Source organism: Bradyrhizobium sp. BLXBL-01 (assembly GCF_051853025.1).
Lineage (GTDB): Bacteria > Pseudomonadota > Alphaproteobacteria > Rhizobiales > Xanthobacteraceae > Bradyrhizobium.
The window spans coordinates 6026595-6049079 of the sequence record NZ_CP182471.1 but is presented as its reverse complement, the minus strand read 5'-3'; the positions used below and the strand labels follow the sequence as shown (position 1 = coordinate 6049079).

Sequence of the window (22485 nt, the reverse complement as noted above, 5' to 3'; positions counted from 1 at the left end):
GACGACGGCCTCAGCCGCCACGAACATGAGACTGTTTCAGGCCGAAGGTCAGCACCCTCAAGGTGATCCACAGCCGCAGCATGGCGAAGCTGAAGATGAAGACGAAATAGATCAGGTTCTTGGTGAACTGCGTTGCCGACGAGGTTTGCCAGAAGTTCCAGATCGCGGTCCGCACCGCTTCCTGTCCATAGGCGAGGGCGACGTTGATGAGGCCGAGGATGATGACGGCGGCGCCGAGCCACAGCCCACGCCGTGCGAATTCGCCGATCGCGGCAAACAGGGCGACCTTGCCGTCATCGCGCTCGGCACGGATGATCATGAGCAGGACGATGGCCGCGATCCATGCGCTCCAGAATCGCCCGGGATGGGTGAACTGGTCGAACGCCATGCCGTCCAGGCCCGCCAAGAGATGGTACGAAGCCTCAAAGCCGGTCGCTTTGGCACTCAGCGCCGCCGCGATCATCACGAGCATGATCCGCCACAGGATCGAGAAGGAGAGCTTGAACTGCTCGCCCAGTGTCAGCGTACCCAGCGAGGATTGACCGCCCGCCGCCTCGATCGATTGTTGTGCCGTCGCAAAGAAGGCCAGCAGCACCGAAATGTTGGAAATGATGATTGCGGGCAGCGCCACGGCGCCGCCGCCGAACGCGATCACGCGCATCGCAGCCGCCAGGATCAACCAGGGCAGGGCATGCAGGAGCTTGAAAGGACCGAACGAGGTCTCCTGGCGGGCCGGCTTGAGTTCGAGCTGTTTGCGCAGTGCGACTGTCATCGCATTGTGCTGGCACAGGAGATTAAATCTGCGGTAGCACGGATCGCTAAAATTGACCCGAAGCAGGCACGCGGCGCCTATTCCTCCGGCTCTGTGGTGAACAATAGCGGATAGCCCTTGGCGCGGCCGGCGTCGGTGGCGCGCGTTGCCTTGGTTTCGGCGACGTCCTTGGTGAAGACGGCGACTACGCAGGCGCCCAGCTTGTGCGCGGTGATCATCACCTTGTAGGCCTGATCCTCGGTCATGCGGAATTCGGCCTTCAGCACCATGGTGACGAATTCACGCGGCGTGTAGTCGTCGTTGATCAGGATGACCTTGTGCAGCTTCGGCCGCTCGACCTTGGTCTTCGTCCTGGTTTTCGGCTTGGTGACGGTGTCGTTCATTCCGCCTCCTGGACACGGCGGGCTCGGGTTCCGGCCGGAAGCGATTAGCTCGCGGCCTTCGCACCATATTGCAGGACCTGCACCTTCTCCAAGGTGATCAGACCGCTCGACATCATGCCGTCCAGGATGGGCAGGAATGCGTTGATGTTGTCCTCGCTGTCGACGATCTCGATCAGCAGCGGCAGGTCTTCCGACAGCCGCAGGATCTTCGACGTGTGCAGCCGGCTGGACTTGCCGAAGCCCATCGGACCGCGCAGCACGGTGGCGCCGGCCAGATGTCGCTCGCGCGCAGTCATCACGATCGCCTCATAGAGCGGCTTGCCGTCATAATGGTCGCTCTCCCCGATGAAGATCCGGAGCGAAACTGCCTGATCGGGGATTTGCATGGTCAGCTCCTTGCCAGGCGATTGTAGCGGCTCGCCATCATATGCCCTGCCCACACCGACACCAGCCAGCAGATCACGGACGCTGCGACATAGGCGAGCGCGGTGTACTTCATGCCGCCGTGGAGCAGGCGGAAGGTCTCCAGGCTGAAGGCCGAGAAGGTGGTGTAGCCGCCGCAAAACCCGGTCATGACGAATTGTCGGTGCTCGGGCCGCGCCAGCACGCGGCCGTCCGGGCCGGTCAGCGTCGCGTAGAAGCCGATGATCAGGGAGCCTGTCGCGTTGATGAACAACGTCGCGACAGGAAAGCCCGATCCGGTGTCGAGCACAAGCCCGACCAGGTAGCGCGTCAGCCCGCCGACGATGCTGCCGGCGGCAACCCAGGCGTAGAGCACAAAGCTGCGCCAGCGTTCGGCAAAAGGTGAGCTCATCAGCCTCTAGCCTCCCAGACGATCCGCAAGCAGGAAGCCGCAGCTGACGGCGGCGAGGCACAGCCCGACCGAGCAGGCGACATTGCCGAGCGCCGAGAGCGGCTCGCCGCCACGCGCGAGCGTCAGCGTTTGCAGGCTGAACGAGGACACCGTGGTGTAGCAGCCGAGAAACCCGGTCACCGCGAACAGCCATGGTGTGGGTGAGGCGAAGACCGAGCCCGGATGCGTCGCCAGCGCGCCGAAAATGCCGATGAGGAAGGCGCCGGTGACGTTGATGGTCATGGTGCCCCACGGAAACGTTTCGCCCAGTCGCCGCGCGATCGCACCGGAGACGAAATAGCGCGCGCAACCGCCCAGCGCGCTGCCGATCACGATCGCAATTGCCCCGCTCAGCAAGACGAACAGTCCCCCGTCATCACTTGCTCCCTACCGCAAGACCCTTGCCGACGGCGAGCAGCCCCACCAGCGAAACCAGCGCGAAGCCGAGCCCGGCAAGAAACGTTCCCGCCGGGCCATAGGCGTCCCACAGCGCACCCGCGATCACGCTCGCGGCCAGCAAGGCAAGCCCGGTGAACAGGTTGAAATAGCCGAAGGCGGTGCCGCGCAAGGCGGGCGGCGCGGCGTCGGCGACGAGGGCGGAGAGCAGCCCTTGCGTCAGTCCCATATGCAGTCCCCACAGCACGACGCCGAGCGCAAGGCCAGCCAGGTTCGGCAGCAGCGCCAGCGCGAGGTCGGCGCCGGCGAGGAAGACGAGGCCGAGTGCGAGCAGGCCGGTCCGGTTGATCCGGTCCGACAGCACGCCGGCCGGATAGGCCGAGAGCGCGTAGACGACATTCATCAGCACCAGCACGGCCGGCACCCACATCGCACTGAGCCCGATGTTCTGCGCGCGCAGGATCAGGAAGGCCTCGCTGAAGCGCGCGAGCGTGAACACGACGCCCACGGCGACGACGCGCCAATAGACCGCTCCGAGCTGGCGCATCGCGGCGAGATTGAGCGGATTTTCTGCAGGTTTGCGGCTCGGATCGGGCTCCGGCTCCTTTACCGCGAACGCGATCAACCCAAAGGACAGGAACGCCGGCAGCACCGCCACCCAGAACACGAGCGCAAAATTGTCAGCGGTCCACCACATCAGGCCGATCGCCACGAGCGGTCCGACGAAAGCGCCGATCGTGTCGAGCGATTGCCGCAGGCCAAAGCTCGCGCCGCGCAGGCCGACGGGGGCGATGTCGGCGATCAGCGCATCGCGCGGCGCGCCGCGGATGCCCTTGCCGACGCGATCGATGAAGCGCGCGGCGACCAGCCATCCGACGCTGGGCGCGAGCGGGAACAGCGGTTTTGTCAGCGCGGCCAGTCCGTAGCCCAGGGCAGCGAGCAGCTTGCGGCGGCCGAGCCAGTCCGACAGCGCACCGGAGAAGATCTTGGTGATCGAGGCGGTCGCCTCGGCAATGCCCTCGATGAAGCCGACGGTGAGCGTGGAGGCGCCGAGCACGCTGACGAGATAGACCGGCAGCAGTGCGTGGATCATCTCCGAGGAGATGTCCATCAGCATCGAAACGAAGCCGAGTACCCAGATCCCTCTGGGCAGCGTCGCGCGCACGGCCTTCGGTGTCGTCATCGTCACGTCTTCATCGTCCTCCGGCCCGCCGGCCTTCGTCATCAGGCAACAAAAAACCCGCCATCGGCGGGTATGTCCATGCTCCCGCCAAAGGCCGAGGCTCAAGATTGCCTCTCCTCAAGCAGGAGTCATCAGCCCACGAGGTCATCGACCGCCGGGCGGTTGTCGGGGGACTCCATCCCCATCTGTGCGACCAACCCTAGCATGGAAATCGTGCCGGACAAGTGGGCGGGGTCGCGCCTCCACTGGCTCTTCGAGCCGCCCCGGAATGACTGTGCGAGTGATCGCACCTGTTCCCCGCTTGTCAGCCCTATGGCCGCAACACGCAGCAGCGATGCACTTGAATGTGAAGCACAAGCGATCTTCGCGCTTTGCGGCAAGCCGATTGCATGTCACCATCGCGTCATACGACGGGAGACTGCGATGCGTTTGCTGTTCTCGATCGGGGCTGTGCTGGTGGCCGGCATGTTTGCCGGGGGGGACGTCGCGGGCATCGCGGCACCAGGACCCAAATTCGAATCGTCCAGAAGTCAACCGCAGCGGCTTGCGGCCGACAAGGACGCGCAGACCGTCGATGTCGAGCTGGTCCTCGCGGTCGACGTATCCTACTCCATGGACATGGATGAGCTCGCGATCCAGCGCGAGGGCTACGCACAGGCGATCCAGTCGAAGGAGTTCCTGCAGGCGCTGAAGCTCGGCCCGAACGGCCGCATCGCGGTGACCTATTTCGAGTGGGCCGCCTCCAGCGACCAGAAGATCATCATTCCCTGGCGGCTGGTCGATGGTCCGGAGACGGCGGATGCGGTTGCCGCCGAGATCATGAAGACGCCGATCCGGCGCGCTTCGCGCACCTCGATCTCCGGCGCGATCAACTTCGCGATGCCATTGTTCGACGAGGATCCCTATCGCGGCCTGCGCCGTGTCATCGACATTTCCGGCGACGGTCCGAACAACAATGGCGGCCCGGTCACGGTGGCGCGCGATGCCGCCCTGGAGAAGGGCATCGTCATCAACGGCCTGCCGATCATGGTCAAGGAGCCGTCCTATTCGACCATGGATATCGACAATCTCGATTTCTACTACGAGGACTGCGTCATCGGAGGGCCGGGCTCCTTCGTCATCACGATCAAGGACCGCGACAAGTTCAAGGAAGCGATCCGCACCAAGCTGCTGATGGAAGTCGCCGGCCGCACGCCGGAGCGCCCGGTGATGCGCGTCGCCGACAAGGAGCCGCGCGTCAATTGCCTGATCGGCGAGAAGATCTGGTCCGATCGCTGGGGACGGTGAGGGTGACGGGGTATCCCGGCGGGATCATGCCCGGCTGAGACCTTTTGCCCGCCCGGCCGATGCTCGCGCTTAACGGCTCGTTAACAGGTGCGTGGCCCTAATCGCATGGTTTCTGTTCGTTCCCGCCGGCATCCTGACATGCCCCAGCGAGCGAAAACGGGTTTGTCAGGCCCGTCCGAGCAATCCAATGGCCACCGTCACATCGAGCACCAGCCAGATTTCCCCCGCCAACGAGCGGCTGTATCGCCAGAGCGCTCTGATCGGCGACTGGAAGGGCAATTGGGTGGGCAACAACCAGCCGGTCGGCTTCAAGGTCGTCAACATCCGCGGTGCCCGGGCGCAGGTCGAGTATACCCATAACGGTCACACCGAGCGCGGCTTTGCCGAAGTTCAGGGCACGCTCATCACCTTTGGCGGCGTCACGGTCGGGACCAAGGACGGCAAGAACATGGTGATGCTGTTCTCCTTCGGCGGCGCCGGCAAGCAGACCGCCAATCTCGAGAAGCAGGCTCCCCCGGCCTCCGACAGCCGCCTCATGGGAAGCTGGGGTGGCTATTCCAGCGAGAACGGCAAGAGCGCGAGCTTCAAGGTGATTGCCGTCAATGGCAAGGAAGCCCAGGTCAGCGTCACCACCGACGGCGTCACCCGCCAGGGCACCGGCTACGTCTACAAGAACGTCATCATGTTCGGCCAGGCGCAGATCGCGAGCGATGACGGGCAGAACGGCAAGATCACCTACCAGGTCGGCACCAAATCCTTCGTGGTGCCGGTGACGAAATATCCGCCGGCGGATTCGTCGTCGTCCGTCGACAGGACGGCATAGCGTTCACGGCGCGCTGCCGCCGGGTCGCGTCAGCATCTTCAATTGCTGGTCCACCTGCCGCAGCATTGCGCAGGCCTGCGCGAACCCGCCATCAGCGACGAGTTGCCAGATCCGGTCGGACTGCTCCACGAGGTGCGGGATCGTCAGCGGCAAGCCGGCTGCCTCCTGCACCGCCCCCTTCTCGTTGATCAGATAGCGCTCGTTCAGTGCGAACAGCACCTGCGCGACGCAGGCGAATGATCTGTAGAGACACCCGGCGATATGGGTCCGCTCGTTGCGTGCGGCGGCGAGCTCGGCATTTTCGATGCTGAACAGGACCTCCCATTGGAAGCGCCGGATCAGGGTGCTGCGCAGAGGCTCCGGATAGGGAAGTGCGATCGACTTGAGCCGGGCGATCACGCCATTCGGATCGTGCAGCGGCTGACAATATGCGATCTCGCCCATCCAGATCGCCGAGCAGAAGCCATGCGGATGGCCGGGTTGGTAGGTCATGAGGACCGTACCGTACCGGCAGGCCGACATGACGCGCTCGACATCATCGACGTTACGGTACAGCAGATCGACCTTTCGTCCCTCGATCGAAAGCCACGCTCCGCCGACGATCCACGATCCCCATTCGTTAATTCTCGTCACGATCGCGGCGTCGGGATCGTCGGCGATGTTCTTCACCACTGTCAGCAGTCGATCCGTGTCGAACCGAGCGGCGTTGGAGCGGTACAGCCCGATGTCATAGTCGGAGGAGGAATGCGCAGTGCCGCGCGCGCGCGAGCCGCCGAGCACCACGGCCTGGACGCCGGGTACCGCGGCAAGAACGGGTGTGAGGCGGGTGAGCAACGGATCGTGCGGCATCAGACGCGGTTCCCCGAAAGACTTGCGGCCGCGAGGGCCGGCGCGGTCACTCCGCTGGCATTGATGATGGTCGGGGAGTATAGTTTGCGGCGTTTTAGACGGTAGCCAGAATGTTCGACCTTGCACGTTCATACGCTCTTGCAGCTCTCGCATTGCTCTGCCTCGGCGGAGGGACGGTTCATGCGCAAGTCGCGCCGCTGCGATATTGGATTCCCGGCGGGCCTTTCGGCCTTGGCGGTGCTGCCGGCTTGAGCTCAGACACCTATGGCAACTTTGCAAGCTTCAACGCCGGAGAGGCCGATTGGCGTGCGAGCTCTGCGAACGGCTTCTTCATCGGCCGCGAACGCGCCGATTTCGGATTGAGCGGCTTCAACCAGGCGGGCTCGTTCGGCAATTCCGGCGCGCTCTCCTATGACAGCACGCGGTTCGGCTACAACATGAAGACGGCTGGCGGCATGCCCGTCACCTTCTTTGCCGGATTCGACACGCTGAAATACGGCAACGGTATCGGCAGCTCGCTGGCGCCGCTCACCTCCAGCGCCGCGCCCGGTTATGGCGGGTTTGCTGGTGTCGAATTCAAGCCGACCTCAAATCTCAGCCTGTCGTTCGGCGTCGGCTACACCCAGCAGGATTCGGGCCGCATGGACAGCGATATCAGATCGAACATGCTGCCCGGCGAATCGCCGGCGCTGAGCGGCCTTCGGCGCTAGAGCGTGATGAAATGAGGCTTGATCGCGCAACGACGGAGGTGCGCTCCCTCTCCCGCTTGCGGGAGAGGGTTGGGAGAGGGTGCTTCCGCAATGGGACAATCCCTAGAGGAGAAAGCCCTCACCCGCGCCTTCGGCGCGACCTCTCCCGCAAGCGGGAGAGGTTGCACCGAGCCCGTGGCAATCGAATCAACCTAAAGCCATTCGGCGTTAGCGACTAAATTTCGCCACCAGCTCGACATGCGGCGTGTGGCGGAACTGGTCGACGGGCGCCACGGCCTCCAGCCGGTAGCCGCCGTCGATCAGCAGCCGTGCGTCGCGGGCAAAGGTTGCGGCGTTGCAGGACACGGCGATCACGACCGGCACCTTGCTTGCGGCAAGCTTCAGCGCCTGCGCCTGCGCGCCCTGGCGCGGCGGGTCGAACACCACGGCGTCGAAGTCGCGCAGCTCCTGCGGCACCAGCGGGCGGCGGAACAGGTCGCGCGGCTCGCATTTGATCGGCTTCAGGCCCGGCGTCCGCGCGGCTTTCGCCAGCGCCGCGATGGCACCCGCGTCGCTGTCATAGGCGGCGACGCGCGCCTTCTCCGCGAGCCTTAGCGCGAACGGGCCGACGCCGCAGAAGAGGTCGAGAACCTCCCTGGCCTTGCCGATGCGCTCGGCGACGAGTGCCGCAAGCGTCTCCTCGCCCGCCACTGTCGCCTGCAGGAACGAGCCCGGCGGCAGCGTCACCTCGGCGCGGCCCATCCGCACCGTCGGCGGCAGCCGTTGCAGCACCAGCTCACCATGCCGCGTCAGCCGCGCCAGGCGGTGCTGTTCGGCGACGCGCGACAGCGCCGTAACGAGCGCGGTCGGCAGCGGGCCGGAGCCGCGCACGTCGACATCGAGGCCGCCTGCGGTCGCGGTGACCTGGATGTCCAATGGCTTGGTCACCGGCATCTTGGACGTCAGCGGCTCCGCCAGCGCCCAGGCGGCATCGAGCGCGCCGTCGAGCGCGGGATCGAGGATCGGGCAACGATGGATCGGGATGACGTCGTGCGAGCTCGCAGCCGAGAAGCCGACCTTGAGGATGTCGTGCGTGCCGAACCGGCCGTGCAGCGTGATGCGCCGGCGCCCGGCGCCGTGGGCGTCGACCAGCGGCGCCACATCGCAATCGATGCCGGCCTGCGCCAGCGTCTCCACCACGATGCTGCGCTTCCAGGCGCGATACGGCTCCGCCGCCCAATGCTGGATGGCGCAGCCGCCACACACGCCGAAATGCGGACAGAATGGCTCGACGCGTTCCGGGCTTGCGAGCTTCACCGCCAGCAGCTTGCGGCGGTCGGGATGATGGCCCACGACGTGATCGACCTCGACGGTTTCGCCGCCAAGCGTGTAGGGCACATAGATTGCTTCGCCGGCGTCGCGGCAGACGCCGTCGCCGCGATGGCCGACATGATCGATCTTGATGCGCTCAACCACGGCGCGCGCCCAGGAAGAATTCGATATTGCCGTCGCCGCCGGTGATCGGCGAGGGGAATATTTCGATCTCGGTGCAGCCGAGCGACGCCGCGAAGGCCGCGATGTCGTCGCAGATCTCCCGGTGCACGGCGGCATCGCGGATGATGCCCTTCTTGTTGTGCTTCCTGTCAGCCTCGAATTGCGGCTTGATCAACGCCAGCAGGCTCATCGGCGCGGCCGCCAGCGACAGCGCCACCGGCAGCACCGATTTCAGCGAGATGAAGCTGACGTCGATGACGACGACATCGGGGCGCGCCGGCAGGCGTTTGCCGTCATAGCTGCGGATGTCGGTCTCCTCCATCGATACGATCTTGGGGTGATCGCGCAGCGAGGGATGCAGCTGGCTGGTGCCGACATCGACCGCGAACACCAGGCTCGCGCCGTTCGCCAGCAGCACCTCGGTGAAGCCGCCGGTGGATGCGCCGACGTCGAGGCAGACATGGTCCTCGATGTCGACCGGGTACCGTTCCAGCGCACCGGCGAGCTTGACGCCGCCGCGGGAGACGTAGGGGTGCGCGGGCTCGGCCTGGATCACCGCATCCTCGGCGATCGTCTCCGACGGTTTCAAGACCTGCTTGTCGTCGGCCGTGACGAGGCCGGCCTCGATGGCCGCGCGGGCCCGCGCCCGGCTCTCGAACAGGCCGCGCTCGACCAGCAATACATCCGCGCGCTTGCGGGCAGGGGACATCGGTTCACTCGAGAAGGACTGGCGCTTATGTAGCGATCAATCGCGCGGCCGCCATCCGGACGCAAGTCTCGAACGCGACAAGATCGTGCCAGACGTCGATCGGCATCGCGGCCGGTGTCACCAGCGGGCAGCCGTGCAGCTCCAGCGCATGGATCATCATGAGATTGTCGACGAGCCCGAAATCCTCGACCGTCAGCCCCTGGGCATCGACCAGCCGCCCGTCCTCGGAGGTGACCTCCATGAAGCGCGAGACGCGGTCGGCATAGGCGGCGCCGTCGTTGGAATAGGCGAGACAAAACTTGCCGCGTCCGGCCATGTAGCCAAGCTCGTAGACGGTGCCGGGATCGGCGCCGGCACCGCGGAACGGCGTCAGGTTGGCGATGATGGCATCGGCCGCGTCCATCATCGCCTCGTTGCCGCAAAAGATCTGCCGCGAGGCGTCGGGCGCAGTGAGGTCGACGGCGTTGTCGAGGGGATAGAGGCCGGTCAGCCCGTGCGTCGTGCAGATATCGACCTTGCGCCGGCCGATCTCGATGGCATCCGGCAGGAACACGTCGGGACCTGCCAGATAGATTTTCATGGGACTACCGACCAAGAAGGCATCGAGTTGCCGCGGCGTCGGCGGTGCAAAACCTCTCCCGGAGGGAGAGGTCGCGCCGAAGGCGCGGGTGAGGGGTTACGCTCTCACGTTGGACCTGAATCCCTCACCCGGATTGCTTGCGCAATCCGACCTCTCCCGATGGGAGAGGTGGGGTTCAGCGTCTGTCGCGAGCCTCAAGCCAGCTTGACCGTCTCGGTCTTCACATCCTTGCCGAGCGCTTCGAACACCTTGGCGACGATGCCCTTGGCGTCGAGGCCGGCGCGGGCGTACATCGCGGCCGGGGTGTCGTGATCCTGGAACACGTCGGGCAGCACCATCGAGCGGAACTTGACCATGCCGCTGTCGAGCACGCCCTGGTCGGTCAGGTACTGCGCGACATGCGAGCCGAAGCCGCCGACCGAGCCTTCCTCGATCGTGATCAGGATCTCATGGTCGCGCGCGAGCTTGAGCACCAGCTCGGTGTCGAGCGGCTTCATGAAGCGCGCATCGGCGATCGTCGTGGACAGGCCGTGGGCGGCGAGCTCGTCGGCCGCCTTCTCGCATTCGGCGAGGCGCGTGCCGAAGGAGAGCAGTGCGATCTTGCTGCCCTGGCGGATCATGCGGCCCTTGCCGATCTCGAGCGGGATGCCGACCTCGGGCATCTCGATGCCGCGGCCTTCGCCGCGCGGATAGCGCAGCGAGCTCGGGCGGTCGTTGATCGCAACCTGGGTCGCCACCATGTGCACCAGCTCGGCTTCATCGCTAGCTGCCATGATCACCATGTTGGGCAGGCAGCCGAGATAGGCGTTGTCGAACGAGCCGGCGTGGGTCGCGCCGTCGGCGCCGACGAGGCCGGCGCGGTCGATGGCGAAGCGGACGGGCAGGTTCTGGATCGCGACGTCGTGCACGATCTGGTCGTAGCCGCGTTGCAGGAAGGTCGAGTAGATCGCGCAGAACGGCTTGTAGCCTTCGGTCGCAAGACCCGCGGCAAAGGTCACCGCGTGCTGCTCGGCGATGCCGACGTCGAAGGTGCGGTCGGGGAAGGCCTTGTTGAAGATGTCGACGCCGGTGCCCGACGGCATCGCCGCGGTGATGGCGACGATCTTGTCGTCCTTCTGCGCTTCCTTGACGAGGCTCTGGCCGAACACGTTCTGATAGGCCGGCGCATTCGGCTTGGCCTTGGCCTGCGTGCCGGTCGCGACGTCGAACTTGACGACGGCGTGATACTTGTCGGCGGAAGCTTCCGCCGGGCCGTAGCCCTTGCCCTTCTGCGTCACGACGTGGACCAGGATCGGGCCGGTCTCCATGTCGCGGACGTTCTTCAGCACGGGCAGGAGATGGTCGAGGTTGTGGCCGTCGATCGGGCCGACATAGTAGAAGCCGAGCTCCTCGAACAGCGTGCCGCCGTCCATCATGAAGCCGCGGGAATATTCCTCGACGCGGTTGGCGCGGTTGGCGAGGATCTTGGGCAGGCGCTTGTTGATCTGCTTGGCCGCATCGCGCAGCGTGCGATAGGTCTTGCCGGAGTAGAGGCGCGACAGATAGGCGCTCATGGCGCCGACCGGCGGCGCGATCGACATGTCGTTGTCGTTGAGGATGACGATCAGGCGCGAGTTCATCGCACCCGCGTTGTTCATGGCCTCATAGGCCATGCCGGCCGACATCGCGCCGTCACCGATCACCGCGATAACGTTGTTCTTGCCGCCGGAGAGGTCGCGCGCCACGGCCATGCCGAGGCCGGCGGAGATCGAGGTCGAGGAATGCGCCGCGCCGAACGGATCGTAATCGCTCTCGCTGCGCTTGGTGAAGCCGGACAGGCCGCCGCCGGTGCGCAGCGTGCGGATGCGGTCGCGCCGGCCGGTGAGGATCTTGTGCGGATAGGCCTGGTGGCCGACGTCCCAGATCAGCCGGTCGCGCGGCGTATCGAAGACGTAATGGATCGCGGTGGTGAGCTCGACCACGCCGAGGCCCGCGCCGAAGTGACCGCCGGTCACCGAGACGGCATCGATGGTCTCCTGCCGCAGCTCGTCGGCAACCTGGCGTACCTGCTCGACCTTGAGCTTGCGCAGGTCTTCCGGTGTCCGGATGGTGTCGAGAAGCGGCGTCTTACTGTATGCGTTCACGGCGATTTCCAATTTGTCAGCACCGGAAGGTCATTCCGGTGCGCGATGGGTTTGCACAATATCGGCGCAGCGCGAGTCCTATAACCGTCGGAGCCACCTGCACGGGGCAAGGCCCCGCCTTCAAGCTTAGGTAAGCTTAAGTGCGCTCCGGTTCAGTCTCTGTGATCCCTGTCACTTAGATCGGCTTCGTCCGTCCAAGCCAATTTCAACAGCAGTTTGAAGCACTTGTCGTCGGTAATCAGTGCCCACGCAAGGCTCGCAAAAAGCCACACTCCGCGCAGCTTTACACCAAAGCTTGGGCCAAAGCCAACCCGCTGGGCCGATTAGGGGTATGCAAGTGCAACTCGCGGGCCAGAGTGGTTAACCTTGGCCGGGGGTAAGGGGTTCCGGCCTTGCTCGGTTCCTGGCAGGCTTTTTTGCCCGGAATCGGAGCTTTTCTCGCCGCAAGACCCGATTTTGGGGCGGGGACGTTATCGATCCACCCCCGGAACCGCTGCCGGCCGGGAACTGCGCCGTGCGATCCCAGGATGCAGCGGCCACGCTCCCCGCGAAGACATTTTGCGCGGACCTGCCGTCGCGTCTCGCGCGGCCCTGGGTCGTCAGGAGACTGAGCGGGAAAGCAATCTTTATTGGACGTCGAGCGGCGCAGTGCCGGTGGCCTGGCCGCTGGCATCGGTGGTGATCTTGTCGACGCGCGCCTCGGCCTGGCGCAGCAACTCCTCGCAGCGGCGCTTCAGCGCCTCGCCGCGCTCGTAGATCGTCACGGATTCCTCGAGCGGCACCTTGCCGTCCTCGAGCCGCTTCACGATCGTTTCGAGTTCCTCGATCGCGCGCTCGAAGGTGAGCCTGGAGACGTCGACTTGCGTATTTTCGGCCATATCCGTTTCCGATTGCCCGCTTCGCTTCACCTTGGAGAAAGCAGAGTTTTGCGGGCGTAATGTGGCGGGTGCGTCAAGCGCCCATCAGGGCGCCGACATGCGCCGTAACAGATTCTTTCAGTCCCTGCAGGTCATAGCCGCCCTCGAGCACCGAAACAATGCGGCTACCAGCGGTCTTGTCGGCGAGATCCATCAGCTTGCGCGTCACCCAGGCATAGTCCTCCGCGCGCAGGTTCAGCGAAGCCAGGGGATCGCGATAATGCGCATCGAAGCCGGCCGAGATGATCAGCAGCTCGGGGCTGAATTTCTTGAGCTGCGGCAGGATCAGATTCTCGAACGCGGAGCGGAATTCCGGGCCGCCATCCTCGGAGGCGAGCGGCGCATTGACGATGGTGTCGTGATCGCCGCGCTCGCCCTTGGCGCCGGTGCCCGGAAACAGCGGCATCTGGTGCGTCGAGCAGTACATCACGGTCGGGTCCGACCAGAAGATGTCCTGCGTGCCGTTGCCGTGATGCACGTCGAAATCGACGATGGCCGCGCGCTTGATGCCGTATTTGCGCTGGGCGTGGCGCGCGGCGATCGCGACGTTGTCGAAGAAGCAGAAGCCCATCGGCTTGCCGATCTCGGCGTGATGTCCGGGCGGGCGCACCGCGACGAAGGCGTTGCGATGCTCGCCCGCCATCACCGCTTCGGTCGCCGCCACCGCGCCGCCGACGCCGCGCATCACCGCCTCCCACGTGCCGGGGGACATCGAGGTGTCGCCGTCGATATAGACCTGCCCGCTGGTCGGAGCGATGTGGCGCAGCTCGGTGACGTAATGCTCGTTGTGGCAGAGCGTGACGAGATCGAGATCGCCCTCCGGCGCCTCATCGCGCGCCAGGAACTGGAAGCGCTCATGCGACAAAGCTTCTTCCACCGCGCGCAGGCGATCCGGCCGCTCAGGGTGTCCCGGCGGCGTGACATGGTCGAGGCAGGCCTTGTGGGAAAGGAGAAGCGTGCTCATCAGGTCGGCCTCATGGGATGCGGGCTTTTGCCGTCGTTGGCGCATCCGGCGCCAAAACGCAATGCAAAACCCAATCTAGGCGCTTGGCCGGGAATGGCAAAGGCCTGCTCGCTTGATCCGGATCAATTCACCCGCAGGATGCGGGTGGGCGGCAGCGGACCGACCGGCCCGTGCGCCCTAAAGAACGCGAACAGCGCGTCCGCATCGTAGCCGCCATATTGCGGCGCCGTGCCCTGCTTGGCGACGGTAAACCCATCTCCGCCGACGGCGAGGTAATCGTTCAGCGTGACACGGTAGCCGCTTCCAGCCTCGATCGGCGTGCCGTTGAGCGTCATCCTCTCGAGGCTGATGCGCTCGCCGAACGGCTTTGAAGCATCCCAAGTATAGCTGAAGCCGTTCGACACCTGGAGAATCCGCGGCCGCTTCGGGTCCAGCCATTGCTGCTCGAGCATGTCCTTGAGCTGGCTGCCCGTCAGCGTCATGGTGACGAGGCGGTTGCGGAACGGCTGGCTGGCGAAGACGTCGCCGAACGTGATGGCGCCGTTCTCCTTCGGAACGATGTCGGTGCGGATGCCGCCGGGATTGGTGAGCGCAATGACAGCGCTGCCATCCTTCGCATCGCGGGTTGCGAGCAATTGCGCGTCGGCGATGATATCGCCGAGCGCGCTTTCGCCGGCCTCGTTCGGCACGCGCGACAATGTCTGCGTCACCGAGCCCGCCGGCCGGTTGGCGATCGGCGCGGAGAGCTTGTCGTAGGCGTCGATCAATGCGGTCTGCTCGGGATCCCTGGCCAGCGAAGCATTGGCGACGATGACGTTCTCGGCCTTGGCGCCGACGATGTCGCGCGTTGCGGGATCGAGCTTGAGGTCGATCGCGGTGATGAGCGTGCCGTATTTGTCGCCGCTGGTGACGAGCCGCCCGTCGATATCGCAGACATAGGCGCGATGGGTGTGGCCGCTGACGACGACGTCGACGGCACGGTCGAACTTTCTGACGATGTCGACGATCGGTCCCGTGATCGCAGGGCATTCATTGTAGTCGCCGGCGGGATCGCCGCCCTGGTGGATCAGCACCACGATCGCTTCGACGCCGCGCGCCTTCAGCTGCGGCACCAGCGCATTCACCGTCTCGGCCTCGTCGCGGAATTCGAGCCCGGCGATGCCCGCTGGCGAGACGATGCCGGCGGTCTCCTTCAAGGTCAGGCCGATGAAGGCGACGGGAACGCCGTCGAATTCCCGGATCTCGTAGGGCGGCAGCACGCTCTTGCCGGTCGCAGTCTCGACGGTGGAGGCCGCGAGATAATGGAATTTGGCGCCCGCGAAGGGATGCGGTCCCTGGCAGCCGTCGACGGGATGGCAGCCGCCGTTCTGCATGCGCAGGAGCTCGGTCTTGCCCTCGTCGAATTCGTGATTGCCGACCGAGCTGATCGCAAGGCCCATCATCGAGAGCGCTTCGATCGACGGCTCGTCGTGAAACATCGCCGACAGAAACGGGCTCGCGCCGATCAGGTCGCCCGCGGCGACGAAGACGGTGTTCTTGTGCCCTTCGCGCAGCTGCTTCACCAGCGTCGCCATGTACTCGGCGCCGCCGGCCGCCACCGTCACCTTCCTGGACTTGTCCTCGGGGTCATTGATGCGGATGCCGCCCGGTGGCGGCCGCAGATTGCCGTGGAAATCGTTGATCGCGAGAACGCGCAGCTCGACGGGGGCTGTGCTCTGGGCCGAAGCGGGCAGGGTGGAGGCGAGAGTCAGCGCGGCGAGGATGGATCGTAAGACATATCGCATGGAATCAGATTAGTCGGTCCGCGCGAAGATTTCACGAAGCATTGTCGTGATTGAGCGGGCTCTGTTTGCTTTGGCTATGGCGCTGGATAAGGGATCCTGTCCTCGACCGCAGTATCGTAGGGTGGGCAAAGCGGAGCGTGCCCACGTCTTAAGGCGTGGGCACGGCGCAAGTGCGCCTTTGCCCACCCTACGACTAACGGACTCGGGGCCTCACCGCTTCTTCCTGTTCGCGAACGCATTGAACGCGGCGATCGCCTCCTCCGACTTGAGCCGGTCGCCGAACAGATGGCCTTCCTGGTCGATGCGGCGGGTCAGCTCCTCGGGTGGGGCGCGCAGCAGCTTGCGCGAGGTCGCAACCGCCTCGGCCGGCAGCCGGCAGAGCTCGCGCGCCACCTTGCGCGCCTCGATCTCGGTGTGTCCCGGCGAGACCACGGTGTTGACGAAGCCTGCGGCATGGGCCTCCGCGGCCGTGAAGCTGCGCCCCATCACCAGCATCGCGAAGGCGCGCTGGTAGCCCATCGTGTTCGGCATCAACAGGCTGGCCGCGCCGACCGGCACCAGCCCGAGATGGATGTAGGGCGCGGAGAAGGTCGCCGCGTTCGAGGCCAGCACATAATCGCAGTGGAACAGCATCACGGTGCCCATCCCGATCGAGGCGCCGTCGACGGCTGCGATGATCGGCTTGGCATTGAGGGCGAGCGAGTAGAGGAATTTGACGCCGTTCGACAGCATCTCGGGGCGCGAGGCGTCGGCGTGGAGAAAATCGTCGATGTCGTCGCCGGCGGTGAAGACGCCCGAGCCGCCGGTGATGATCATGCAGCGGATGTCCGGATTGTTCTGGGCGGTGTCGATGGCGTGGCTCATCTCCCGGTACATGTCCTGGGTGATCGCGTTCTTCTTGCCCGGGCGGCGCAGGGTGATCACGCGCGTTCCGCGCTCTTCGGTGACGACGATATTGCCATTCGCCATGAGAGCCCCTCTTGCGCTCGCCGCTTCGCGAGTCTCGCCAGGCAATAGCCTACATCATCCCGCAGGCGTGCCAATGCGCTGGCTCAATCTTTCGGCGTATTCCCACATGGCACCGTAGCGCATCGCAACAATTGCGACAAAACGCTTAGAAAAATCCGGTGGTCGCCCGCCACGAGAGACACCCGCCCTGGATTACGCTACCGCTCCATCCGGCTACAGCTTTCTTACCCCAGCAACGCCGCATCCGCCGCCGCGACCGATTCCGCGCTCTCGGTCACGGTGCGCTCGAGCGCGCCCGCCTGCACCGTGATGTTCTCGGCGAAGAAGCGCGCCAGCGCGACGTAGCGTGGCGCATCGCCGAGGCCTTCGGCCTTGGCGGCGAGCGCCTCGGAGGCGAGCAGGCAGCCGCCGAGCGTCGCGCCGAATTGCTGCAGATAGGGCGTCGCGCCCGCAAGCGCGTCGTTCGGCGCGGAGGCAACGCGCTCCAACAGCCATTTGCTGGTGCGCGCCAGCGCGTCGAGCGCCTCGCGCAGCTTGGCGGCCGTGGTGCCGAAGGCGGGATCGTTGGAGGCCTCCACCTTCTTGACGGTTGCCGAGAGCTCGTCGAGCAGCGCCCACACCGAAGCGCCGCCATTGGCAGCTAACTTGCGCGTGACGAGATCGATCGCCTGGATGCCGTTGGTGCCCTCGTAGATCGCGGTGATACGGGCATCGCGGTAGTGCTGGGCCGCGCCGGTCTCCTCGATGAAGCCCATGCCGCCATGCACCTGCACGCCGAGATAGGCGACCTCGTTGCCGATATCGGTGGAATAGGCCTTGGCCATCGGCGTCAGCAGCGCCGCGCGCGCAGCTGCTTCAGTGCGTACCTTCGGATCCTTGGCGCGGATCGAGACGTCGATCGCGACGGCGGTCGCATAGCAGATGGTGCGCGCGGCCGCGGTCTGCGCCCGCATCCGCATCAGCATGCGCTTGACGTCGGGATGCACGAAGATCGCATCCGAGCCGTCGCCTGTCTTGCCGACCGCGCGGCCTTGGCGGCGCTCCTGCGCGTACGACAGGGCCTGCTGGTAGGCGCGGTCGGCGACGCCGACGCCCTCCAGGCCGACGCCGAGGCGGGCCTGGTTCATCATCGTGAACATGCAGCGCATGCCCTGGTTCTCTTCGCCGATCAGAAAGCCGATCGCGCCGCCATGATCGCCCATGGTCATGGTGCAGGTCGGCGAGGCATGCATGCCGAGCTTGTGCTCGACGCCGCTGGCATAGATGTCGTTGCGCTGCCCCAGCGAGCCGTCGGCGTTGACCATGAACTTGGGAACAAGAAAGAGAGAAATCCCCTTGGTGCCGGCGGGCGCATCGGGCAGACGCGCCAGCACGAAATGCACGATGTTGTCGGTCATGTCGTGCTCGCCATAGGTGATGAAGATCTTCGTCCCCTTGATGCGATAGGTGCCGTCCGCCTGCTTTTCGGCGCGGGTGCGCAGCGCGCCGACGTCGGAGCCGGCCTGCGGCTCGGTCAGCTGCATCGTGCCGGTCCATTCGCCGGAGACGAGCTTTTCGAGATAGATTGTCTTCAGCTCGTCGCTGCCATGGGCATCCAGCGCCTCGATCGCCGACGCCGTCAGCAGCGGGCAGAGGCCGAAGGCGACGTTGGCCGCGCTCCAGATCTCGGAGCAGGCGGCGTTGATCGCGAGCGGCAGGCCCTGGCCGCCGAAATCTTCGGGGCCGGACACCGCGTTCCAGCCGCCCTCGATCCAGCGCTTGTAGGCGTCAGGCCAGCCCGGCGCGGTCGTGACCTTGCCGCCCTCGAGCTTGATGCCGTGCTCGTCGCCGACCTTGTTGAGCGGCGCCAGCACGTCGGCTGCGAATTTGCCGGCTTCCTCCAGCACGGCCGCGGCAATGTCGGCGTCGAAATCGCCGTAATGGCCGGCCTCCAAGGCGGCCTTGAGGCCCGCGCCATGGTTGAGCGACAGCAGCATGTCAGAAATCGGCGCGCGGTAGGTCATGGCTCACTCCCCGAGAACAATTGTTGGCGCCGTATTCCCATGAAACGGGGGCGGTCTCAACTGCCGGGACGCAGGATCGTCTGGCCGGAACGGGCAGGCCATTCGGGCCCAGAATAGAGTGTTGGCCGCCAGCCGCCTGGCCCTTTTTGCCCCTCCAGGCGGTTGAAATGCCCCGCCGCTCCCTATAGACCGGCAGCGACCGACGGGAATCTGCGGGTGCCGGTTCGACCCGTTCCGTTCGTCGTCTGTTGGGGCGTAGCCAAGCGGTAAGGCAGCGGATTTTGATTCCGCCATTCGGAGGTTCGATCCCTCCCGCCCCAGCCAGATTCCCCGTTCAGCAAGATCGCAAGGCGGTCGACTGGTTCGGGCAAAGCGCCCAAGGATGCGCCCAAGCGCGATCAGTTCAGCCTTCCAAGCAGTCTCCGGATGATCTTCCGCAGGTTTTCGGCGTACTCATCGACGACCTGACGCCTCTCGGTCGATGGCGGCAGCTGACGTTCGTCGTCCCCGTCCGGCGGCGGGCTATCCGTCTTGGATCTGCCCCGGATGATGGAGGCGATCGGCTTTGTCACTTTCACGGAACGTCCGACCTCTGGTGCACGACGCGCGTCGTTCAGGCTAAGGGTCAATTGCATCTGCGGCCTTCACACAAGTTAAGCCGCCGGGGCGGCGACGATCTGCGCTGGCACGTCGTCGGCGCGTTGCGTCGACGCAGAATCCTGCAAAGGAACCAATCGCGGCGCGCTAGGTGCACGAGGCGGTCGGATCGCACTTCGGGCAGCGCCCGTCTGCGGCTGCGCCGAGCTGACGGCCAAGCTCGGCCCTGAGGGCCTCCTTGTCCCATTCCGCGCCGTCGCATCTGACGATCCGCTTGGCACGTTCGAAGGCGTGGCTCTCGGCGGCGTCATCGCCGATGCGGACGATCACGTCGCAATGGAAGGGGCAGGCCGTCGTCGCGCGGGTCGTCTCCAGGGCATAGCGCACGACCTCGGTGAGATCGTCGGTGTCAATGTCGGCAAGCATGTCCGTTCTCCTGATCGGGCGTCGTCCGTTGCCGAGAAAGCGGCGCCGGCAATGCCTCGGAATCCGAACGTCGCTCGCTCCGGCAAGGGGCCTCGAAAAAGCGTTCCCGACGCCGACACAACGCTATAGTCCGTGTCACAAACCTGTCTTGATCCAGCTCAAGGCCGCGGATGCTCTCGATTGACAACTTGCCCACAAGCGCTGCGCGAGATCTTGGCCGCTTCCCGCGTGACTCCGTTCAGGACATTTGCCTAAGTATTGGCCCGCAATTTCAAGGCCGCCGCGCCGCGCGCATATTTACGGCATGGAGCGCAACGTCATCTTCAAGTGCCCCCGCACGGGCATGAACGTGCAGCACTGGCTTCCCGGCACAGCCTCCGACGCCGCGGACACGCACGTCCCCGTCCGCTGTCCAGCTTGCGCTTCGCTGCACTTCGTCAATGTCGCCAGCGGCAAGACGTTGAGCGAGGGCATCGGCCGGCCTCGCGCGACATCTCAGACCCAGCCGCCGTCGACGATGTAATGCTGGGCGGTGCAGGCGGAGGCCTCGTCGGAGGCGAGGAAGACGGTGAACTTCGCAACTTCGTCCGGCATGAGCCTGCGCTTCAGGCATTGTCGCTGCTGCAGCTCGATCTCGCCGGCCGGCGTCATCCATTTCTCGAGCTGCCGCTCGGTCATGATCCAGCCCGGCGCGATCGCATTGACGCGGATGTTGTAGGGGCCATAGTCGCGCGCCAGCGAGCGCGTCAGCCCGATCACGCCTGACTTGCTGGCGGTGTAGGCGGCCATGCCGCCTTGTCCTGCGATCCACGACACCGAGCCGAAATTGATGATGGCGCCGGCATTGGCCGCCTTCATGTCCGGCAACACGGCCTGCGATGCAAAGAACTGGTGCTTCAAATTCACCGCGATGCGGTCGTCCCAATAGTCCGGCGTCATCTCCTCGGTGTTGTGCCGCTCGTCATGCGCGGCGTTGTTGATCAGGATGTTGATCGGGCCATGAGCCTTGCGTGCCGCGACGACGCCGGCACGCAGCGCGCCGATGTCGGTGAGATCGACGTGCTGGAAATGCACGGCCAGTCCCTGGTCGGACAGCTCACGTGCCAGGCGCTGTCCCTCGTCGATCTTGATGTCGAAGAACACCACCTTGGATTTCTGGTCCGCAAAACGGCGCACGATCGCAGCGCCGATTCCGGCTGCGCCACCGGTGACGAGCACGACCTTGCCAGCGAGGTCGGAATAGATGGCGGCCATTGGGCACCTCGTTTTGTCGCGGCCGGCGCGGCGGGCCGCGACCGACTCTTTTTTGAACCTTAGCCATTCCGCTGGTGAGGTGCATAGATCAGATTTTGTGTTGCGTACCTCAAAAATTGAGGGCAGGATTGCGTCAAAGAATAACAGCCGGTTGGGAGGATGTGATGAGATCGCTCGGGAAACTGGGACTCGCCGTTGTCGCATGCCTGCTTTGGGCCAGTTCCGCGTCAGCCGACACCACGGTCAAATGGCTGCACATCGAGGTCAACCCGGCCCAGGTGAAGATCTGGGAGGAGGTCGCGCGCAGCTATGAGGCGTCGCACCCCGGTGTGAAGGTCGAGATGCAGTTCCTCGAGAACGAGGCCTACAAGGCCAAGCTGCCGACCATCCTGCAATCGAAGGACCGGCCGCACATCATCTATAGCTGGGCCGGCGGGGTCCTGAAGACCCAGATCGAGGCCGGCGTCCTGGAAGACATCACCGATACTGTGAAGAGCGGCGGCTACAGCGACACGATCGCACCGGCGGCGCTCGCCGCCTTCACCAGCAACGGCAAGGTCTATGGCCTGCCGACCGCGCTCTCGCAGGTCGGCTTCCTCTACAACAAGGATTTGATGGCCAAGGGCAATGTCGATGCAGGCAAGATCAAGACATGGGACGATCTGCTCGGCGCGGTGAAAACGCTGAAGGCCGCGGGTGTTACGCCGATCGTGGTCGGCGGTGCCGATAAATGGCCGCTGCATTTCTACTGGACGCATCTCGCAGTGCGAGTCGGCGGCAAGCCGGCCTTCGATGCTGCGTTGAAGGGTGAGAATGGCGGCTTCGCGGGGGAGACCTTCCAGAAATCCGGCGAGCTGTTCAAGCAGCTGGTCGATCTGCAGCCGTTCCAGAACGGCTTCCTCGGCTTCAAGAACCCGCAGGCCGTCGGCTATTTCGGTGATGGAAAGGCCGCGATGATCCTGGCCATCTCGTCCTTCTATCACACCCAGCGCGCACTCGCCGCCGACAAGGTCGGTCTCAGCGACGACAAGCTTGGCTGGTTCGATTTTCCGGTCGTACCCGGCGGCAAGGGTGAGCCGTCAGACACGCTCGGCGGCATCACCGGCTGGTTGATCACCAAGGGGGCGCCCAAGGAAGCCACCGACTTCCTGAAGTTCTTCGTCTCCAAGGACGTGCAGGCGCGGCTCGCCGCCGGCAACTTCATCGTTCCCGTCGTCAAGGGCGGCGAGGCGGGCCTCAACAGCGCCTTCTTGAAGCAGATCGCGGCCAATCTGGCGAAGTCCAACTATCACCAGAACTTCTATGACCAGAGCCTCGGCCCGTCGGTCGGCCGCGTCGTCAACGACGTCACGGCTGAGATCGCCGGCGGCAGCATGAGCCCGCAGGACGCTGCGAAAGCCATCGAAGCGGCGTACAAGCAAGGTAACTGA

The 22485-nt window shown here is 64.9% G+C and carries 23 protein-coding genes, 1 tRNA gene and 1 riboswitch; of the genes, 5 read left to right on the top strand and 19 right to left on the bottom strand.

Translation table 11 applies throughout. The features are described 5' to 3' along the window. Nucleotides 1-10: 10 nt before the first annotated feature. From ACNJYA_RS28085 to ACNJYA_RS28060, 6 genes are all read right to left on the bottom strand, one after another. Nucleotides 11-772 carry a hypothetical protein gene (locus ACNJYA_RS28085; protein ID WP_439363936.1) on the bottom strand — a complete coding sequence of 254 codons (762 nt, stop codon included), beginning with the start codon at nucleotides 770-772 and terminating at the stop codon, nucleotides 11-13. 77 nt (nucleotides 773-849) lie between these two features. Beyond that, on the bottom strand, nucleotides 850-1155 hold the full coding sequence (gene clpS / locus ACNJYA_RS28080; RefSeq protein ID WP_025034645.1) for an ATP-dependent Clp protease adapter ClpS: 306 nt from the start codon (nucleotides 1153-1155) through the stop codon (nucleotides 850-852). A 44-nt stretch (nucleotides 1156-1199) separates the two neighbouring features. Further along, nucleotides 1200-1541 carry a DUF190 domain-containing protein gene (locus tag ACNJYA_RS28075; RefSeq protein ID WP_172787358.1) on the bottom strand — a complete coding sequence of 114 codons (342 nt, stop codon included), beginning with the start codon at nucleotides 1539-1541 and terminating at the stop codon, nucleotides 1200-1202. A gap of 2 nt (nucleotides 1542-1543) precedes the next feature. Then, nucleotides 1544-1969, bottom strand: a complete 426-nt coding sequence (gene crcB, locus ACNJYA_RS28070) for a fluoride efflux transporter CrcB (RefSeq protein ID WP_260382676.1) — start codon at nucleotides 1967-1969, stop codon at nucleotides 1544-1546. 6 nt (nucleotides 1970-1975) lie between these two features. Further along, a complete protein-coding gene (gene crcB, locus ACNJYA_RS28065) occupies nucleotides 1976-2365 on the bottom strand; it encodes a fluoride efflux transporter CrcB (RefSeq protein WP_042336065.1) in 390 nt (129 codons plus the stop codon). A 19-nt stretch (nucleotides 2366-2384) separates the two neighbouring features. Beyond that, nucleotides 2385-3629, bottom strand: coding sequence for an MFS transporter (locus ACNJYA_RS28060; RefSeq protein WP_439401057.1), 1245 nt, complete (start codon nucleotides 3627-3629; stop codon nucleotides 2385-2387). Between the two features lie 73 nt (nucleotides 3630-3702). Beyond that, nucleotides 3703-3779: riboswitch (Fluoride riboswitch) on the bottom strand. Between the two features lie 231 nt (nucleotides 3780-4010). Here ACNJYA_RS28060 and ACNJYA_RS28055 point away from each other — a divergent pair. Continuing rightward, a complete protein-coding gene (locus ACNJYA_RS28055; RefSeq protein ID WP_172787360.1) occupies nucleotides 4011-4874 on the top strand; it encodes a DUF1194 domain-containing protein in 864 nt (287 codons plus the stop codon). A gap of 187 nt (nucleotides 4875-5061) precedes the next feature. Then, on the top strand, nucleotides 5062-5697 hold the full coding sequence (locus ACNJYA_RS28050) for a hypothetical protein (RefSeq protein ID WP_439363934.1): 636 nt from the start codon (nucleotides 5062-5064) through the stop codon (nucleotides 5695-5697). Nucleotides 5698-5700: 3 nt separating this feature from the next. Here ACNJYA_RS28050 and ACNJYA_RS28045 read toward each other — a convergent pair whose 3' ends face one another. Further along, on the bottom strand, nucleotides 5701-6546 hold the full coding sequence (locus tag ACNJYA_RS28045; RefSeq protein WP_439401056.1) for a nucleotidyltransferase domain-containing protein: 846 nt from the start codon (nucleotides 6544-6546) through the stop codon (nucleotides 5701-5703). Nucleotides 6547-6656: 110 nt separating this feature from the next. Here ACNJYA_RS28045 and ACNJYA_RS28040 point away from each other — a divergent pair, with 110 nt between their 5' ends. Next, complete coding sequence (locus tag ACNJYA_RS28040; protein WP_439363932.1) at nucleotides 6657-7256, top strand: hypothetical protein; 600 nt, start codon at nucleotides 6657-6659, stop codon at nucleotides 7254-7256. 207 nt (nucleotides 7257-7463) lie between these two features. Here ACNJYA_RS28040 and ACNJYA_RS28035 read toward each other — a convergent pair whose 3' ends face one another. The 9 genes from ACNJYA_RS28035 to ACNJYA_RS27995 form a co-directional block, all read right to left on the bottom strand. Then, nucleotides 7464-8711 carry a class I SAM-dependent RNA methyltransferase gene (locus ACNJYA_RS28035; protein ID WP_212254685.1) on the bottom strand — a complete coding sequence of 416 codons (1248 nt, stop codon included), beginning with the start codon at nucleotides 8709-8711 and terminating at the stop codon, nucleotides 7464-7466. Further along, nucleotides 8704-9438, bottom strand: a complete 735-nt coding sequence (locus ACNJYA_RS28030; RefSeq protein ID WP_212254686.1) for a TlyA family RNA methyltransferase — start codon at nucleotides 9436-9438, stop codon at nucleotides 8704-8706. The genes ACNJYA_RS28035 and ACNJYA_RS28030 overlap by 8 nt, the downstream gene beginning before the upstream one ends. Nucleotides 9439-9463: 25 nt before the next feature. Continuing rightward, entirely contained in the window at nucleotides 9464-10018 is a 555-nt protein-coding gene (locus ACNJYA_RS28025) for a nucleoside 2-deoxyribosyltransferase (RefSeq protein ID WP_172787365.1), read from the bottom strand. A gap of 194 nt (nucleotides 10019-10212) precedes the next feature. Next, nucleotides 10213-12141, bottom strand: coding sequence for a 1-deoxy-D-xylulose-5-phosphate synthase (gene dxs, locus ACNJYA_RS28020; RefSeq protein ID WP_212254687.1), 1929 nt, complete (start codon nucleotides 12139-12141; stop codon nucleotides 10213-10215). Nucleotides 12142-12767: 626 nt separating this feature from the next. Then, on the bottom strand, nucleotides 12768-13019 hold the full coding sequence (locus ACNJYA_RS28015) for an exodeoxyribonuclease VII small subunit (protein WP_008132970.1): 252 nt from the start codon (nucleotides 13017-13019) through the stop codon (nucleotides 12768-12770). A gap of 73 nt (nucleotides 13020-13092) precedes the next feature. Further along, nucleotides 13093-14022 (bottom strand): histone deacetylase family protein, encoded by a 930-nt coding sequence (locus ACNJYA_RS28010; RefSeq protein ID WP_439401055.1) that lies wholly within the window; start codon nucleotides 14020-14022, stop codon nucleotides 13093-13095. 122 nt (nucleotides 14023-14144) lie between these two features. Next, nucleotides 14145-15806 (bottom strand): bifunctional metallophosphatase/5'-nucleotidase, encoded by a 1662-nt coding sequence (locus ACNJYA_RS28005; RefSeq protein WP_212254688.1) that lies wholly within the window; start codon nucleotides 15804-15806, stop codon nucleotides 14145-14147. A 210-nt stretch (nucleotides 15807-16016) separates the two neighbouring features. Further along, complete coding sequence (locus ACNJYA_RS28000) at nucleotides 16017-16775, bottom strand: enoyl-CoA hydratase-related protein (RefSeq protein ID WP_212254689.1); 759 nt, start codon at nucleotides 16773-16775, stop codon at nucleotides 16017-16019. Between the two features lie 224 nt (nucleotides 16776-16999). Beyond that, complete coding sequence (locus ACNJYA_RS27995; RefSeq protein ID WP_212254690.1) at nucleotides 17000-18778, bottom strand: acyl-CoA dehydrogenase; 1779 nt, start codon at nucleotides 18776-18778, stop codon at nucleotides 17000-17002. 249 nt (nucleotides 18779-19027) lie between these two features. Between ACNJYA_RS27995 and ACNJYA_RS27990 the strand changes: the two genes are divergently transcribed. Beyond that, nucleotides 19028-19102 (top strand) — tRNA-Gln (locus tag ACNJYA_RS27990). A gap of 74 nt (nucleotides 19103-19176) precedes the next feature. On the opposite strand, the gene ACNJYA_RS27985 is transcribed toward ACNJYA_RS27990, so the two are convergent. From ACNJYA_RS27985 to ACNJYA_RS27975, 3 genes are all read right to left on the bottom strand, one after another. Then, entirely contained in the window at nucleotides 19177-19413 is a 237-nt protein-coding gene (locus ACNJYA_RS27985) for a hypothetical protein (RefSeq protein ID WP_172783831.1), read from the bottom strand. 109 nt (nucleotides 19414-19522) lie between these two features. Continuing rightward, nucleotides 19523-19801 (bottom strand): hypothetical protein, encoded by a 279-nt coding sequence (locus ACNJYA_RS27980; RefSeq protein WP_172783838.1) that lies wholly within the window; start codon nucleotides 19799-19801, stop codon nucleotides 19523-19525. Nucleotides 19802-20296: 495 nt separating this feature from the next. Beyond that, nucleotides 20297-21055, bottom strand: coding sequence for an SDR family NAD(P)-dependent oxidoreductase (locus tag ACNJYA_RS27975; protein ID WP_439401054.1), 759 nt, complete (start codon nucleotides 21053-21055; stop codon nucleotides 20297-20299). Nucleotides 21056-21219: 164 nt separating this feature from the next. Between ACNJYA_RS27975 and ACNJYA_RS27970 the strand changes: the two genes are divergently transcribed. Then, entirely contained in the window at nucleotides 21220-22485 is a 1266-nt protein-coding gene (locus ACNJYA_RS27970; RefSeq protein ID WP_439401053.1) for an extracellular solute-binding protein, read from the top strand.